The sequence below is a fragment of the Treponema denticola genome (assembly GCF_024181405.1).
Lineage (GTDB): Bacteria > Spirochaetota > Spirochaetia > Treponematales > Treponemataceae > Treponema_B > Treponema_B denticola_D.
The window spans coordinates 648176-666759 of the sequence record NZ_CP051302.1 but is presented as its reverse complement, the minus strand read 5'-3'; the positions used below and the strand labels follow the sequence as shown (position 1 = coordinate 666759).

Annotated in this window: 9 protein-coding genes; 1 reads left to right on the top strand and 8 read right to left on the bottom strand. The window is 31.9% G+C overall.

Annotated features, from left to right (window positions below; all coding sequences use genetic code 11):
• Window positions 1–3 precede the first annotated feature (3 nt).
• Window positions 4–2127 carry a methyl-accepting chemotaxis protein gene (locus HGJ18_RS03025; RefSeq protein ID WP_253697608.1) on the bottom strand — a complete coding sequence of 708 codons (2124 nt, stop codon included), beginning with the start codon at window positions 2125–2127 and terminating at the stop codon, window positions 4–6.
• A gap of 5 nt (window positions 2128–2132) precedes the next feature.
• Window positions 2133–3443 (bottom strand): ABC transporter substrate-binding protein, encoded by a 1311-nt coding sequence (locus HGJ18_RS03020; RefSeq protein WP_253697607.1) that lies wholly within the window; start codon window positions 3441–3443, stop codon window positions 2133–2135.
• A gap of 140 nt (window positions 3444–3583) precedes the next feature.
• On the opposite strand from HGJ18_RS03020, the gene HGJ18_RS03015 reads away from it, so the two are divergent.
• Window positions 3584–4285 carry a DNA alkylation repair protein gene (locus HGJ18_RS03015; protein ID WP_253698310.1) on the top strand — a complete coding sequence of 234 codons (702 nt, stop codon included), beginning with the start codon at window positions 3584–3586 and terminating at the stop codon, window positions 4283–4285.
• On the opposite strand, the gene HGJ18_RS03010 is transcribed toward HGJ18_RS03015, so the two are convergent.
• The 6 genes from HGJ18_RS03010 to HGJ18_RS02985 form a co-directional block, all read right to left on the bottom strand.
• Window positions 4286–5728, bottom strand: a complete 1443-nt coding sequence (locus tag HGJ18_RS03010; RefSeq protein ID WP_253697606.1) for a hypothetical protein — start codon at window positions 5726–5728, stop codon at window positions 4286–4288.
• 12 nt (window positions 5729–5740) lie between these two features.
• The gene (locus tag HGJ18_RS03005; protein ID WP_253697605.1) at window positions 5741–8980 is read right to left on the bottom strand and encodes a DUF2357 domain-containing protein; all 3240 of its coding nucleotides are present in this window, start codon (window positions 8978–8980) and stop codon (window positions 5741–5743) included.
• Window positions 8981–9042: 62 nt separating this feature from the next.
• Window positions 9043–11460 carry a DUF8727 domain-containing protein gene (locus tag HGJ18_RS03000; protein ID WP_253697604.1) on the bottom strand — a complete coding sequence of 806 codons (2418 nt, stop codon included), beginning with the start codon at window positions 11458–11460 and terminating at the stop codon, window positions 9043–9045.
• A gap of 123 nt (window positions 11461–11583) precedes the next feature.
• Window positions 11584–13728: a hypothetical protein gene (locus tag HGJ18_RS02995; RefSeq protein WP_253697603.1), complete on the bottom strand. Its 2145-nt coding sequence runs from the start codon at window positions 13726–13728 to the stop codon at window positions 11584–11586.
• Complete coding sequence (locus HGJ18_RS02990) at window positions 13728–17072, bottom strand: DEAD/DEAH box helicase (protein WP_253697602.1); 3345 nt, start codon at window positions 17070–17072, stop codon at window positions 13728–13730. The genes HGJ18_RS02995 and HGJ18_RS02990 overlap by 1 nt, the downstream gene beginning before the upstream one ends.
• A gap of 2 nt (window positions 17073–17074) precedes the next feature.
• On the bottom strand, window positions 17075–18583 hold the full coding sequence (locus HGJ18_RS02985; protein WP_253697601.1) for a protein kinase domain-containing protein: 1509 nt from the start codon (window positions 18581–18583) through the stop codon (window positions 17075–17077).
• Between the last annotated feature and the right edge of the window lies 1 nt (window position 18584).

The window sequence follows — 18584 nt, the reverse complement described above, 5'->3', positions numbered from 1 at the left end:
GCCCTATACTCTAAATTTATTAACCTCAAATGCAAGATTTTCAATGCTGATTTTATTTTTTTGTGTAATTTCATTTACTTCTTTCATGGCATTACTTATCTGAACGGCACTGCAAGCCATCTCATTCATGCTCAATGTAATTTTTCGGGTTAAGCCGTCTAATTTAGTCATCTCTTCAGCAACCTGTTCTCCGCCCCTTAACATTTCAGCCGAACCGTTACTTACTTCAAAAGTTACGGAATTAATATTTTTTATGGCATTTAAAATTTCTACACCGGCATTTTCCTGCTCACGCATGGACCGGGTTAAAAATTCACTCATAGATTTTACTTGTTCGGAAAAACTAAAAATTAAACCGAATTTTTCTTCAGCCGTTTTAGAAGATACTGACAAGGAATCGATTTCGCCGCTTAAGGCTTTAAGCGTTGCTGTAATTGTTTTTCCCTGTGCACTTGACTCTTCAGCTAATTTTCTGATTTCGTCGGCAACTACGGCAAATCCTTTTCCGGCTTCTCCTGCATGAGCTGCTTCAATAGCTGCATTCATAGCCAAAAGATTTGTTTGACTTGCAATATGCTGAATAACACTGCTTGCCTCCAAAAGGCCGCCCGATTCTTCTGCAATTTTTTGAGTTACTCTATTTGATTTAGAAACAATTTCTTTTCCGTCTTCAGTCGATTCGGCAAGAGTTTTAATAAGCTCATCGGTTTTTTCCAATGTTTGAGTTATGGAAGCAATATTTGCAGTCATCTGTTCTATTGAAGCTGACGAGCGCGAAACGCTTTCAGCTTGATTTTCAATTGAAGCATTTAGCTGTTTAATATTTTTGATTATCTGTTCAATTGTTGCAGCCATTTCCGTAACACTTGTAGCCTGCGTCAAAGCCTGCTGTTTTACGCCGTTAATATTTTCAGTAATTTCATGAACGGAATCTGCTGTTCGATTCATATTTAGAGCTAGGCCCGATCCGATTTCCGCCATTGAGCGGCTGTTAACTCCTACAGACTGAATTGAATTTCCTATTTTTTCAATTGTTCTATTAAAATATTCAGACAGCTTGGTAATTTCATTATTACCGATTAAAGGCAGTCTTACAGTTAAATCACCCTCGCCTTGCGAAATATTTTTAAGAACTTCAATTACTTTATTAATCGGTTTAACAATATTGTTTGCAGTAAAAAATCCTATGAGTACCGCAATAACAATACCGCACAAAACAACAATGAGAAAAATATTTAGCAGGTTAGATACATTCTCCGAAATAAATTCGGAAGAAGGAGCCGTTATCAATAATTTCCATCCCGAATATCTCATTGTAGACAAAGCTGAAATATGTTTTACGCCGTTTATTTTAGAAACTTGCACAGACGATTTTTTTGACTCTAGAGCATCTTTTAAAAATATTGAAAAATCCGTTTTCTCCGAATTTAATATTTCGGAAAAAAAGTTTTTATATAAAATTTCCGGTCTGCGGCTTCCCAAAATAATTCCGGAGGGGCTTATAAGATAAGCCTGTCCCGTTTCACCGACAATTATATCGCTTATTAAATTCGATAAAGAATCGCCTAGAATCGAAGCATTAATAGCGCCCACAATTTTTCCCTGTAAATCGCGTAAGGGAATTGCAAGTATGGAAACATACTTTCTTTTTGTTAAAGACATTTCAGGTTCCGTAATCACATATTTTCCCTTTATGACAGATTTAAACCACTCGGTATTGTTTATCTTTTCAGTTTTACCGTCCGTGTTATACAAGACGCCGTCAAGACCGCTTATTCCGAAACTAATCCACCCGCTTTGTTTTAGCATTTGAATTTCATTTTTAAACAAATTAATTTTCTCGGAATAAGGAACAGAGTCATCTTGAATAATCGGCATATTTGAAAATGTATCCAGTTTTTTAAATATTGAATCGGCCCTCTCATTTAAAACTTTGGAAGAACCTTCAGCCAATTCTTTGATAAAATATTCGGTATTACGCATAAGAAAAAAAGAAGCAAGGTATACCGAGATTATACATATCACCGTCAAAAGAGACACTGCAAAAAATATAAAAACCGATATCATTTTATTTTTTATTGAAAATAATTTAAATTGTTTATCAATATTTTTGTTTTCTTGTTTCATAATTTTTATTCTCCCAATGTGCGGTCTGCATCTTTTACAAAAGAGTTAAGAACATTTTGAATATCTTTACCCGATGAAGCTTCTTTTAATGCCTTATTCCAGTACTCACGCATTTTAGAAAATCCGGTTATATTATTATAATATTGGCCGAAAAATTTTTGAAGAACGGAATTATATAATATTTCGTCATCGGAAGTTTCAATTTGAATTTTAGATGTAGCCGGAAATCCTCCCGTAGCTTTTACGAGTTTATAGGCCCAAACCTCATCAGTTGCGGCAAATTTTAAAAACAGTTTTGCCGCTTCTATTTTCTGTTTATCGGAACTTTTAAACACACATGCTCCGCCTGCTAAAAATTCCAGTAAAGGTGCAGAAGAATCATTCGGGAAAGGCATATAAATCGGAGTAAAATCTTTGCCCTTATACTTTCGTTTTCCGTTATACATTTTATTAAGCTGCGGTGAATATAAAATAGTGTGAACTGCCTTTGACTCTGCAAACATAGAAATTGCATCATTGGAAGTAAGCTCTGCACCATCAAGCAAAAGACCTTCTTTCATTGCATCAATAGTCCACTTCAAATTTTTTACGGCTTGAGGAGAATTAAAAATATATTTTGAATAGTCTTCATTTAAAAGATTGGCATTTCCGAAAAGGTTTACCAAAAAAGCTCTTGTTCCTTGATCACCGCCCATAGTCTTATAATAGAAGACACCCGGAGTTTTTCCTTTAGGCAGTTTTTCTTTTAAAGATTTAAGAAGAGTTTCATATTCGGCTACAGTCCAGCACCGATCTAAGCGTTTGTAGGGTAAAAGATCTATAAGCCCCAAATCTTCAAGCATCTCTTTATTAAAAGCCATAGAAAAAGGGCCTCCGTGCATGGGATACATGTACGAACGCCTGTCTTTACCGGCCGAGATTTCCAAAAGTCCTGTGGTAATATAAGGCTTTTCGGTTGCAAGAACATCATCCAATGGTTCCAATAAACCTCTGTCTGCCCAAGCAAGAATACGGCCGGGTGCGTCATAAATGATATCAGGAGCCTTGCCTTCAGCTATGGCAGCTTCGATTTTTGCCTCACCATCTGCAAAGCTTATAAGCGTAAAATTAACCTTAATGCCGGGGTATTCTTTTTGAAATGCCTCTATAAGACTTTTTTCAAAACCGCCGCCTTCTCCTGTTTCAGACGTAAAATTGGGAAAACTCCAAAATTCGATTTCGGCAGTAAGCTGCTTTTTTCCTTTATTTGTACATCCCGCAAGAATTAAAAAAGACATACACAAATATAAAATTTTCATCGAAAAAGATTTTTTCATATATTTATTATCGAATTCTCCTAAAATAAGCGTACGTTGTACTCAATATTTTAATTATGGTCAAGTAGGGTCAGAATGTTAAGGATATGAAAAAATTTTTCTCCTCGACAAAAATTAAAAAAAGCGGTATAATAGCTTTGATGAAAACAAAACAAACACTAATCCAAACCAGACTTTTTTCCTTTGAAGATAAAGAGTACAAAGACTTTAATAAAAAGCTGATTCCCAATATTGACGAAAATACGATGATAGGCATTAAAACTCCCGTCTTGCGTAAATTTGCAAAAGAGTTTTTTAAGGCCGAGCCGGAACAAGTTTCAGACTTTATGAAGGACATGCCGCACAAGTATTTTGAAGAAAACAATCTGCACTGCTTTTTTATCGAAAACATAAAAGATTTTAATGAGGCGTTAAAAGAGACCGAAAAATTTTTGCCCTACATCGACAACTGGGCAACCTGCGATAGCTTTTCTCCCAAGATATTTAAAAAGCACCATGAAGAAATTTACAAAAAAATTTTGATATGGCTAAAATCGAAGCATACCTATACCGTTAGGTACGCAATCGGGCTTTTATTGTCGAATTATCTCGATGAGCATTTTAGACCCGAAATGTTGGAGCTTGTTTCAAAAATCAGATCCGATGAGTACTATATAAATATGATGATAGCTTGGTATTTTAGCTTTGCCCTCATCAAGCAATACAAAACGGCCCTCCCCTACATCAAAAACAAAAAGCTTGATACCTTCACCCACAACAAAGCTATCCAAAAAGCCATCGAAAGCTACCGCATTCCGAAGGAAGTAAAAGAGCTTTTGCGAGGAATGAAGGTGAAGGGTTAATTAATACTTAAAAAGATGTCTCAATCTGTACAAGAAACTTTTTTGCTGTTCTTGCGCCGAATGTAAGTCTTGTATTTCTTTTTTAAGGGCTTCAAGCTCATTATATAAGGAATTATACGAAGCTTTCAACGACTCTATTTCAGATTCTTTAGACTCGATGTATTCTTCTTTAAGTTCAATTTCGACATTGTAATTTTTATTTTCTTTTTGTAAGGTTTCATTGATAGCCTGTATTTCTTTTAATTTAATTTGTAAAGCATTACGCTCTTCACAAACAGCTGCACCGTTATTATCATCGGAACCGAAGTTTTCATCTCCAAAATCGCATGGTGTAAATATTTCATCTTCAAATGAAGCTTGCGAAATTTTAGGCATTGTTCTTTCATAATCGGCATGGTCAGAAAAAATTGCAACGATATGCACAATACCTTTTTTTATAAAACAGGCAACTCTTTCCCCTGAGCCGCATTTTAAAACAGATAAATCCGTGCCGGTCTTCCATGGGTGCATATTTACATTACGCCATGTAGGAGACTCCGAATTTTTAATAATCCTTTTTACAGCTTGGCCGGAAGATTTACCATCGATATCGGCAAGCTGTTTTTTTGCTTTTGAGCAGATCTTAGCGGCTTCTTTTGATTCATCTACTTTCATAAAACAATATGCAAGAGGAGAAAGAGTTACCAGATTACCTTCATACGGTTCTATAAATGACATAAACAAATCATGTTCGGAAGGAGTGTAATCTATAATTGCATTTAAAAACTCGGCTTCAGGAATAGCTACTTCCTTTTCAATAAGTTTTATCGCAGGAAGAACTCGATTAAAAAGACTTGTATCAAAACTAAAAGGAAGTGCCGGTAAATTTAAAAGTTCTTCCGAATACTCAAAAAGATAGACAGATCTCTTACCATACAGCATTGCCAAAAGAGCCATAAAAGGAAGTATAAACTTATATCCGCCTACAGGATTAAAAATAATTTCATATCCATATCTAATGGAATCATCTTCAAGTTTAGAGATTACATTCGAAATAAGATTTTTTATTCCGTTCGTCCTAAGTTTTTTCATATCTTTAATTTGCAAGTCTTCAACACGGCATATTTCTACTTGAGCTTCCGATATACCATAGACTTTTACGATAATATTTTTTATTTCTACAGCACAGACATTCCCCAGCAAATTATCACTTGCAATAAGTAAGACACGGTCATTCGAAGTTAATTTAAGACGGTCAAGAATATTTATTTCGGCACAAAGGCTTTTGAAATTGGAAACTCCTCTCTTTAAATTCGGTGAGTAGCTTTTTATACTCTCGGTCAGCTGTTTTTTAATAAGCGTTGAATCTTCGTCCCAGCCTGCCTGTGTTTTAAACAATACTTTTTGTTCTTCACAATTGTTGGCAATTGATGTGCCTACTGTGCAAATAATGTATTTATTCATAGATAACTCCTTTTAACCCGCCGAAACTCCGGCAATTTTTATAGATGAATTTTTAATAGTTCCGATTAACCGCTCCATTAAATATTCCAATGCTGTTATTTCGCTTTTATCATCACTTTTAAATTTCATTCGGGTTTTTATATCAAAGCCTTTTAATGATTTTAAAACTGTGTATAGTTCTTTTATGTGTGCAGAATATGGGGATAAGGCTTCTCGATATTCTTCTTTTTCCCGTAATCTCAATAATCCAATCAACAGCTCAATAAAAAACGAAAGATTAAGATAGAACTGTTTATCATGTTCCGGATCTTCAAAAACAATTTCTTCTATATATTTTTTATTTTTTTTCAATCTATTTGTTATAATTGTTATAATTTTCAATATTACAATTAATTGTTTACTGATAAATTTAAAAACAAAGTCTTTATGTCTCCATATTGATATGGATAGTAACCTTAAAACATAATCTATTTCTTCTCTATCTTCATTTAAATAATTTGTTAATATAAAATTAAATAAGTTTTTGTGCCATTGCTGAGATAAATCGCCTAAAGCAAAAGCAATATTTCTATAGTATTCATTAAAATTATTTTTACAACTTTCTATTAAAAATTGAATATTTGACTCCGGCGTATCTTTGTGCAAAGCACTCAAAAATAAACGCATTTCATCTTGCAAATATTTATTACGAAATTTTTTAATAATAATTTCAGCATATCTTATTGTATTTTTAAATTCATGCTTAAAATTATTATCAATCTCTCTATTATTAAGTATACTCATCCCGTTATTGCATATTGTAAAAGTACAAAATCTCAAACGGTTTCTTTTTATTTTTAAATTACACCTTCTGTTTAAACTATTATCTGCCAGTCTTTTAATTAAATCAAATTGATCACTCCACCATTTAATTATATCATCATTTTTTTCTTTCTCAGATTCCGGATACTCAAAAAAATCATCCCATTTATAAATTGGAGGATAGTTTGGAATAGGTAAACTATTTATATCGATATGAGTTTCTGTTGTCCATTCAACAATAAAAGCTTCATACTTTTGCTTTTGAATATTATTTCTTGGAATAAACGATAATTTATATGGTTTGTTGTCGCCATAAGTATATGTTAAGTGTAAATCACAATCAATATCTTCCTGCAATGGAAAATATTGATTTTTTATATATGAAAAAAATTTATTCTGCTGTTGTCCTGCACCCCGCTCAAGTTCAAATTCTATAAACGGACTATTTTTAGGAAGAGTAAATTTTTCTTCAACATCTATGATGACGGCATGTCCACGTTTCGGTATAATCGAGGTATAGTCATTTACCAATTGAATTTCCTTTTCAAAAGTTTTTAATTTTAAAGGCGGTAAATGATCTTTCCAAAGCGGAATATCTATCTTTTCATTTTCCAGTATCTGTTTATTTTGAGTAAAAAGCACTCCTCCTTGAATAACATCATTTTTATTTAATTCGATTATTATATCATGAGGATATTTTTCGAGACTTTTTGGAGGTATATAAGATTTTTTTTCATTATTATCTGTATTTAATACTATCTTAAGAAATTCGATATCATTTGAATTTTTTTTGATTTTAGGTAAGAATTCTCTATCACTTAACGGAACTGTATCAATAAATTGATTTTCATCTTGTTTTTTATTCTGAGTTTTTTTTCTTTCTATAATAGACGGATGGCGTTCCCATATAACACCGTTATGATTTTTAATCAATTTTTTTAATTCAAAATCGGATGATTTATCTTTTATTGCTTTTATGGGTGTATAAATAACTTCACTATCGGTTTCTTCTCTAACAATATAATATTTCTCCGTATCAATTGTATTTTCATCACTACCGTTAAAATGCAGCATTATTTTCGCAATACTCCTAGGTAACTGTTCTGCATTAAAAAAATACAAATTAATATTCGCTCTAATAATTTGACTTGAGAAATCATCTAAAGATTCAGGTAAAAAATAAATTAACTTTGAACACAACAGATATGAACTAAGTTTTTTTATTAATACCCCTGTTATGTCGTTTATTTTAAAAGAATCCGTATTTACATCTTGATTTAATGAATCGTGAAATGAAAAAGTATCGATTTTTATATTTTTATCTTCACTATTTAAAAGAATTGCCTGTGCATTTCCGCAATCAACAAATTGATTTGTAATTTTATCAGATTTTTTTTCATGATACTTCCAAATTTGCTGCAATAATATAAAAGGTAATTGTCTAATTTCATCTTGACAAAAAGAAAAATTCGGTTTTATACTTGTTAAATCTATTACACAAAAAGCACCTTTTATAGGCTCTATTTTTGGTTCATAGTTTTTTTGAAAACTATCTGCATAGTTTTTTAGATTAATTTTTTTATACGGCAAAGCAGGATATGGAACTATATATTGATAGTCTTTAAAAGGAGTAGTTAAATTAACTTTTTTATCTCCTAAAACAGGGCGTTGAATGATATGACTATTTACTTTTTGATATTGAAGAGTTAATAAATTAATGTTGTGTATTGTTTTCTTTATTTCTTCAATATGTTCAAGATATTCCGTTATTAAACTGTCTATCCGCTGCAATTCAATCCAAGTTTTCCAAATCTTTTTATAGTTTTTATCTGAAAGGAGAACATTGTTAGGCGGAATATTATTCCATTCCCCGATAAATCCTGCATCTTCACTCTGAAGCCATCTTTGAATAAATTTTATCTTTACAGAATATACCCCGGATGCTTTTTGTTGGGCCGATAAAAGCCTGTTTAGTTTATATGCTGCCGCTTTTAACAATCTGTTTTCTGCGGTGTCGATGCTGATAATTCTGTGAGGAGCAAATATTTTCCCTGCCCCGCCTATTTTTTGCTTTATGGTTCTGCCGGGTCTTTTATTAAGCCAACTTATAGACTTCCCGTCAATTTCACGCACCTTAGAAATAGGAAGCATAGTATGTTCACGCAAAATGTTATTTTTTAAAACGGAGAAAATATGTTTAAATGCGGGTTCGGCAAATAAAAATATTCTATACAAATAATCATGTATAGGCTGTTTTTTTGAAATATTTTTGTGGTACTCAATATTTTTATCTATAACAGCATCTAATGTTGACGGTAAATTTTCAAACGTAATCGGATCAAACTGAAACAGATGATGATATTGATTTTGTAGTTCAAATAACTCTTGAACATCTTCATCTTGTTTTAATATTGCCTTATAAAATTGGGTTATTGTTTTTACTTCACTCATATTGATATCCTTTAAATATAGGTAAACAGAGAATCATCTCTATTTACCTTAAAGAGCAAACTTTATTTTTCCATATCGGATACTTCATTATCAGTAGATCTTTGCCCAAGATTTTCGCTAGTGTTTTTGTGAGCATCTTCAGAAACATTGCTTGAATCCAAAGCATATTTAGATGTATTCCACATAAATTGACCATAACCTAATTCCATTGCATTTTTGAAATCTTCATCCAATCCGTATCCTGATATTTTTTCTTCAACTTGGTTTAAGCAATCACCTTGAATTCCTTCTACTTCCAAACCGCGAAGCTTAGGCATAATTTTTTGTACTAATTGGTCGGCAAAGGCTTTGTCCAACTCCTTTTTCAAACCAGCTTCATTACTTAAATTTGAAATAACAGAAGGATAATTATTAATATAGGTTTCGATGGACTGCCAAACTCTCTGGCCGATAGCCCGTCCTGCTTTACCTATAATCTTATTGATATCCTGTATTGTCTCTTTGTATCTTTGCATATTTTCACTTATAGCTTCTGGTGTAGAGTTTTGTATCCAACTGTTCCATGTAGATAATTTTAATAAAGGACTTTTTTCTCCCAACTTTTTCTTTACATTTCTGCTTATTAAAGTATCAGGACTAGGGAAATTAATAACAATTCCTCTATCCAAAACCTTATCAGAAAGTGTTTTCGTTGTCTCATCCTGATTCATTGTACCTGCCCATAATACATTTCTGCCGAGCGGAATTTGATAATCCGCTAAGCCTGAACCCAATTTTACACCGATTGATGGAAGCTTATCATTATACAACCCGCGGCGAATTTCCAATTTACTTAAAAAGTCGGAAAAATATAATTCGACATTGGCAAGATTCATTTCGTCAAGAAGAATAAGCGTAGGTACTTGTTTTAATTTTTCATCACGCTGAGTCTGAACCAATAAACGCAGTACCTCTTTGGCATCAAAGGTATTCTCTATTGAGTTAAAATAACCAAGCATAGACTCTTGACTGTCCCAGTTTGGCTGTACCGGTAAGCTTAAAAAATTTAAACCGCCGAAATGGGAATAAAGACGGGGAAGTTCTGATTTTCCTGTTCCGCTTACCCCTGCCAAAACGGTAAGAGGCGAGATTTCTCCGCATTTCAGAGCCGTATGAAAGGCATACAAAATGCGCTTTGGGAAAGTCAATCCATATTGTTTTATCTCTTCATGTATTTCTTCAAGCCATTCTTCCTCTATCGGTTGGGGATCGGATTCATTTATAACGATATTTGAAAATTTCTCTAACGGAGTCTCTATTACTTCAATTCTTTTTTCCCGGCTTTTCTCAGTTTGATGTATGCCTCGATAATAATTCAACTCTTCTTCCAATGAATGAATTTGATTTTTCATCGGTTCAATTTGACTTTTTAATGCTGCATTTTCACTAAAAGTACTGTTATATTCTTCTTCTTGGCTTTTAACTTTTTCATATATTTCATTTATTTTTTGGCGTTTTTCTTCTAACAAATTATATTTTTCTTCCATTTCTTTAGTGGGGCGATTGATAATATCCTTCCGTAATTGACGGATAGTTTCATTTTTTTCTGCTAATTGCTTCATAACCGAGGCCGGGTCTTCTCCTATCGAATTATGCATTTCTTGATAAAGCTGTTCAAGTTTTTCATAACCTTGGGCTTTTTCTGAAAAATATTTAATATCTTCTTTTGCTTGAGCTAAGGCTTTATCCATTTCATCTTGTCTGTCTCTAATTCTTTCTTCGGTTTTTTCTTCAACTATTTTTTCAAAACGGCTTTCTCTATCTTCAAGGTTTGTTTTAAAATCTTCAAGACGTGCCCGTTCAAATTGAGTTTCTTTTTCAACTTTTTCTTTAATCGAGACTTCCTTATCGCGAAGTTCATTTTCATAATTGACAAGATTTTGTCTTTCCGCTGCAATTTTATTTGCAACGGTGTTATCGATATTTTTCCGTTCTTTTGCTAATAGTGCGGCATATTCTTCCAAACGTTTTTTATCGGCTGCAAATTGCTGCTGATCCAATTCAAAAACCTCCTTTAGACTTTTATATTCAACTTGAAGCACTTCAAATTCGTCCTGTTTTTGACGAAGAATATTAAACTCGTCTTGTATGCATTTATTTGTTTTTGCTAAAATTTCTTCACGCAATTTATTGCTTTCTTCTTGTGTTTTCTGAATGATATTTATTTTATTCTCTTGTAATTTTTTTATTTCCTGACTTAACCGTTCCATTTGAGCAGTATAACTTGCAATAACAGCATCAAATTTTTTTGCTCTTTCACTAACCAATTTTTGAACATTTAGACTGTAGTTTTCAATTAGTCTATTAAAATCTGATATTTTTTGACCATCCAGATTCTGCATTTGTTCAACTTCAGTTTGCACCATTTGTTTATACTGCTCCAGATGTTCATTAAAAAATAATTCCAATTCTTGCATAATTTTTCGGTTTTGATCTTCCAAATATGCAATTTCCTGCTTCCTTTTAGCAATGCTTTCAAAAAAATTAAACCCCATATTTCTCTCCTTATCATTGGGTCTTTTATATTATATTTATAGAATATTTTCCATCAAAGTTAACATTTTTTATATAATATTTAAATTATATGCACATTTAATAAAACCAAACAAAAGCTCTTGTGCTTCTTTAATCGAATTTTTTATCAATTCGGGTACTTCTTTACGAATTATCAGAATATCCCCATGCCCCCTTAGCTTTGCAATAGAATGTATTGTCACAATCATCGAAGGACACTTCTTTTTTATTTTTTCAAGTTGTTTTTGCTCTATCTTGAACAAAAACACCAAAAAAGATGCTTGCAAGCTGATAGGATGGTTTTCTAAGGCTTTTTGCAATCGTTCAATGTTAATTTGTGTAAATACTTCAAATTTTTCATTATCCATAACAAATCCTGCATTTTCGGCCTTTTCAATACAATCCTGTATTTTGATTGCTTTTGATGGCTGAGAAAGTGATCGATTAATCTTAGTAAAAATTTTATCAAAAATATTATAAAAATTATTGATTACATTTATATCCGGTCCTTCCGAATCTATAAAGAATTTTTCAATATCCACTATATCGGTGTATATTTCGGACGGGAGTTTTCTTTGTAGAGCAAAACCCAAAGCTTCTTCAACTTTCATTTCAGCCTTCATCTTTTTTACCCTAATCTTATTTTCAGTTTCGCTATAATAGCTGATATCTTTTTGAGATAATTTTGTATCAATCTTATTCTGTACAGCAGGAAATAAAAGATTTAAAATGTTGTAGCACATCGAATAATATAAATCAATTTTTTCAGATTCAATATCTATATCATCTCCATGTTTTGCACGGTTCCGTAAATCGGTAAGCTCAATCAAAGCATCAATCAATTGCGGAGCTTTCTTTATAAGTATTCCAAAGTTTTTATCTTCTGCTATAAGATGAAAAACAACAAGCGGCATCAACTGAGGTTCTCCTTTTAAACTATACAAAATGCTTCCATATTTTACATTTAGATTCTTTTTGTTTTTTTCTTCTACTATAATTGAGTATTTTTTTATTGCTTTTAATGCTTTTTCTTTTATTTCGGCTTTAGCTTTTCCCTTTAAACTTTTTAAAACTTTATCTTTGTTTTTAATCTCATCTGTAGAATGAAAAAAAGACCATTCCATAACTTCATACAAATTGGAAATTAATGTTTTTTTTATTTTCTGTACAGTCTTTTGTTTATCGGTTGTATCTATTACATCTGTTTTTTGAAGAGCCGGTTTTTCTATTTCTATTATTTTTAGTTTTTTAAAAATTTCTCCATACTTATAATACGGACTTAATTTTTTTATCTGTTCTTCCGTTAATTCTTTTTTTATTTTTTCCGGGATATTTATAAACTTTTGAACTATGTCATCTCGAGATTTTAAAATTTCATCCTGATCACCTTTCTTCAGGTTTTCCGGTACAAAAACAGTACTGAAATCATTCGAAAAGCCTTCTGTTATCAGCCATTTTTCGGTATTCCCTTCCTGTAAAATAAAATACACTGCTAAATATACTTTTTCAGTTTCATTAATTGACTCTACTTTAAAATTAGACTGAGCAGGAAGTAGACTATCTTTCATTGCTTTTATAATTAATTGCTCAACTTCTTTTTTGCTTATATCTTGATCATGTTGAACGGGAAAATCAAACGCCCAAATTTTTTTATCATCATTTTCGCTTGCTTTTCCGACTGAAGTTGTTTTTTTAAAAACTATTAAATTTTTACCTTCTTGAGTAATATTGGATTGAATAACTTTTTCTTCTTTTATAGCTGTTATTTTAGGCAAAAGAGAACCGGTAAAAGAATCCGAATAGATGTAGAAAAAGTCCGGTTCATGATTTGAATTGGAATTCTCCTCCGCATTTTCTTGAACTTCTGTTATTTCGTGTAAAACTTGTTTCCCGCTTTCTGTTATATAATAATTTTCATCTAAATAATTTTTATGATATAATCTTTGCTGCAAAAAATCTATTAAATCTTCTTCCATTGCAGTAAGTTTTTTTAAAACCGATTTTTCTTTACCAGCTGCTTCTGTAAATTTTAATACAAAATATTCAAATAAGTTGAGATTTTGAAAATTAAAACCGGTAATGGCAACCTTATGCCGGTATATCGGCCAAAAAAATTGTTTACTCAGCTTAGTCTTATACGGTATATCGCAATCATATAAAAGAAAATCTTCTGCTTCATTAATTTTATTGTTCATTATTTATCTCCTTGTAAAATAATACCGTCTTGTTTGCATAGATCATAAAAATTCCCTACTGCGGAAATATTTGTTTCCAAGCGGGCATCGCTGCTTGTTAAAAATTCAGAATCTCCGACAAAAATTAAGGCTTTTTTTTGTCTGGTAACAGCAACATTTAATCGGTTTTCCATTGTCAAAAAGCCGTAATTTTTTTTATTATTACATCGAACAGCCGAAAGAAAAACAATATCAAATTCCATTCCTTGAAAAGCATCTACTGTTCCGACTCTTATATCCTTTATTTTTTTATCTTTTAATGCTTGCTTTATTGCATCACTTTGAGCCTTATAAAAAGTGATAATACCGTAAGTTAAATTTTTTCCTTCTTCAGAATTTTTCCATTTTTCCAAGTAGTTTATGATTGCCGTAATTTCAGCCTTCCTTTTTATACTGGTACCGGCCCGTGTTTCAAAACCTAAGTGCTTTGGCACATCAAGCCATATGCATGCTTTGTTTTCGGTTTTGGGTAAATTATGAATAAACTCTTCAGCAGGCCGAGGCGACTTAAATTCTTCCTTATGTTTTTTATAAAAATTATCACTTGCAAATTGCCCTAAAAGCGGATGCATACGGTATTGAGCATCAAGGGTAATAATTCTTTTAATTCCATCAGTTTGTTCCAATTCTTTTAATCGTGTAAAAAGGTGTTCAAACAAACTGAGATTATAATATTCTTCAAGGTCTGTATTTTTTTCAGATTCTGCTTCTTTTTCTTTTTCAATGATTTTTTGTTCCAATTCCTCATCAATTAAATGAGGTAATTGACGGTGGTCTCCTATCAAAATAATTTTTTTACGGGCTTTTGCCATCGGAATAAGTAAATCAGGAGGGGTTGCACGTGCTGCTTCATCAATAATTACGGTATCATACAGCTGAAAATCATTCTTGAATTTTATAATATCTGTTCCTTCAGATTGTTGTGCAGTAGCGGAAATAGCAAAAGAACAATCTTTGATAGCATTTTCAATTCCTATCGGATTAGATTCAAGATGCTCTAAATATTCGTATTGGCATAAATTAGTCTTATCTTTCTTACTTCTATTTTTACGGATTTCTTTTTTTACACATCCGTATAATTCTTGGATATTAGGCTCGGCTGTAAAAACAGCATAAGAAGGTCGAGGTAAGGCTTGAATCAAAAGTTTTTCTTTTAGGCTGCGTAGGTCCTTTAAACTTGCATTATCAGGCATGACATCTAAATAAGCATACCGTTTTAAAATTTCGTTATCTCCTTCATCTTTCAATTCATACAGTAAATCCTTACATCTTTCTCTACCATCATCGCAAAATGATTCCGATGTAATACGTAAAGCTCTTATCTTGGATACAATATCGTATTGTAGTAAATCACTTATGTTATCCCCATCTCTCTCCTTAGTAATTTCAGCTCTTAATTTATCTGACAACGATGTTATGTGCAGCATTTTATCCAATAGTTTTATTTTATTGGACGGAGACGGAGTTTTTTCGTATTCTGCATAAGCGGCATCTAACTCTAACTCATAGGATAAACGTTCTAACCTAGGATTTTCTTTTCTTACGCTTTCTATTAAATCGTTTATCCATTTTTCAATATGCTCATTATATTCTTCACTATCCTGCTTTTTCCCGAATTTAGGTGTAGGTAAAGAATTAATACACACACGTTCAATAATATTTTCAACAGAGGCATGTTGATATGAAGAAAGTAATACTGCCCCTGTCGTAGGATTCTCTTTATTAAAAGCATTTTTAAGCTCTTCAACTATAGCAGTAATAACCGTTGTCTTTCCTGTTCCGGGCGGCCCTTGAATTAAGGCTATATCCGGTGTTTGCATAGCAAGTTTAATAGCATTTCTTTGCGTATCGGTCGGAGGTTTTTTAAACACCTTATCATAAGTTTTTAAGGATAATTTAAAATTGTATGTTTTATTTTTTTGAGCATGAGGAATTTTCCCCTGCTCCTCAAGCAACATTGCAAGATAAGGAATTCCGGATTTTCCTTCAGAAATCGCTTCGCGTGCAGATTTTTGGCGTTCCAACTGAATTTCTTCACCTAATGTCGAAAAACAAATAAAACGTTTTTCTCCCTTAAGTTTCAATAAATTAAACTTGCTCCTTACCGTAATTGAATAGTTATCGCTTTCTTGTATCTCAAGATTTTGGATTTTCTTTTCTTTACGGTCTTTAACCTTTTCTTTATTTTTATTTTCTTCTTCTTTTTGTATCAAATAATCATTCCACGATAAATCTTTTTTACGAAAAAATAAAGGTTCTTCTTCAACAATATCAATAGTCATACGATGAATGATTTTTTTCTCATCAAAATGATTCAAGAAAAGTTTATAAGAATCAGCCTCTTCCGGAATTTTTTCTATATTTTGAATAGAAAACGTACCGAAATTTCGTGCATCTTCTAAAAGGTTTTCTCCTCTTTCTTGAGAATATTTATCCCATGCATCAAGATAGCTGCAGCCTTTCTGTTTTATATTTTCTAATTGTGCTTTTATAAAGTTAGAGACGGCTGTTTTTTCGTTAGAAAATACAAGAGAACCCTTTATCAGAAGATAATTAGGTGCGGAGGATTGACTTTTTTTTGTTACAAGTCTTTTTGCAGAAAAACCGTTGCCGTTTTGCCATTTTTCTGCATCTATTCGAATATTTGTCCCGTAGATTGCGAATGCAATCTTTTGCTTATCTGCATTTTCAATTTTTGAGCGAATTTTGTTTTTTAATTCTTTTTGTTTATTTTTTTCTTCAGGTGTTCTTTTTTCACTTTCATTCTTTTGATTTTGTAAATCATTAGCATCCTCTATTTTTTCATCCTGTTCTTTTTTAATTTCATCATGAATTTCGCTGGTGGGAACAAAAATCTCAGGATTTGCCTGTATTATAAAATAAGTATCTTTCTGATCTTTATATTCGGATATAATATGACATTTTTCTGTAACATCTTTAAAATATTTATCTAACTTTTCTTTATTTTCTTTTGTTTTTTTGCTGTTTATTTTATCCGTATGAATATAAATATGTAATGGTTTGTCTAACGAAATAAGCCTGTCGGCAAAAAAACAACAATTAAGAACTATTGTATTATCTTTATACATTGTTTCAACTTCTGCTAAATGAGCTGTACCTCGAGTTAAATAAAAATCCAAATCCCGTTTTAAACCTTCATCTGATATGCTTAGCTCGACGCCTTTAAAAATATAAGAAGTTTCGGTTCTAATAATTTCTCCTACTCCATTAGGCAGTTTTGCTCCGTATAAAACCTTGCAAGTTATTTTTAAACTATCTTGAATATTGACATCTTTTAATTCCATTGCTAATTTCCCTCTAACAATTCAAAATCAAATATTCTTTTTTTATTAATTAATTCAATTTCAAGAGAAAATGATTTTGCAGGTATTATTATTTGATGTTGAATAATTTCTTCTTTATTATCCTGTATTATTTTACATTTTTCTTTATCAAGATTTACTCTTATAAAAAAAATATCTATCTCATTTAAATTATCTTGTGTACTGTATTCAATAGATAAAAAAGTCCTTTCCGCATTTTTAACTTGTGCAAAACTTAACCTTTCTTTTGTAAAAAGAATTTTTTTATCTTTTTCTAACTCGTGTACAAAAATAGGCTCCTTGTTCCTCTGCTTATTTTCTGCTACATGCAAAACTTTTTGTAATTTATTTCCGCAATAAGGGCATTCTTTTTTTTGATGTGTAAAGAACCAAGACATTTTACACACAGGACATTTTATCGTTAAGTCTTTTGCTTGAGATAACGCTTTATACCATAACAGAGCGGAAGGACGAGCCTTCGGATCTTTTTTACCTTCCGTAAAGGTAGAGTTAAATAATTTATATAAATTTTCGGTTAAAACCAATTCTTTTGGTAAGCCGTCTTTAGTTGAATTACTCGAATTTTTTTTCCAAATCCAATCAAGCTCTCCGCGATAGGCTTTTTCCATTGGATTGCTAAAATTTTCTTCGGCAGTTTTTGAAGCAGCATCCCAATCGCTCCAATCATCTTCCGAATTTGACATTTCCCCTGAAAAAGGATAAATAAGAGCAAGTTTTTCAAATACCATCAATGCAAATGCATATATATCAGACATTTGTGTACAAACACTTTGTCGAAGATATACTTCAGGCGCAACAAAGCGAGGAGTAAAAACAGTGTTACCGATTTTTATATCTTTTGAAGAGATAAAAATATTATCTGCATCTATAAACCAGACATTAGGATTTTCAAAATTAATGTCTTTTGTAACAAAAATATTGTTTGCAGAAATATCGCAATAAACCAAACCTTTTGCATGTAATTGAAATAAAACCTTTGCCGCATTTCTTAAAATTTCAAGACGATGACGTAACCCGCCATTTTGACAATATGCAAGAAGCCGTTGTTGTGCTGCAGAAAGTGTTCCCGAATAATTCTGACCTACAATCCAAATCGGAGGATTTTTTGTAGTCTCATCATCATCTAAGAGTTTTTCTAAAGTACTTAAAGGCATCATATCTTCCATAAATTGCATAACATAACCGGCATAGTCATTTAATAATGCGATAGGTTTTGAAATAAAGGTATCAATTGGTAATAAACGGTTTCTTTTAAACTTTTCCCTGTATTTTTGAAAAAGTTCTTTATTTTTATTTTTGCTTATCAAATTACCGTTCAAATCCGTAACAAATTTAATCACTATTAACGGATTTTCTGTTGTGCAAACAAAACCTTGTCCTCCTTCACCTAACTTTTTGCATAGTACATGTTCTTTATGATATTCATCTTCCGCAATTTTAGGGAAATCTATGTTGTTTTCCATTCTTTCCATA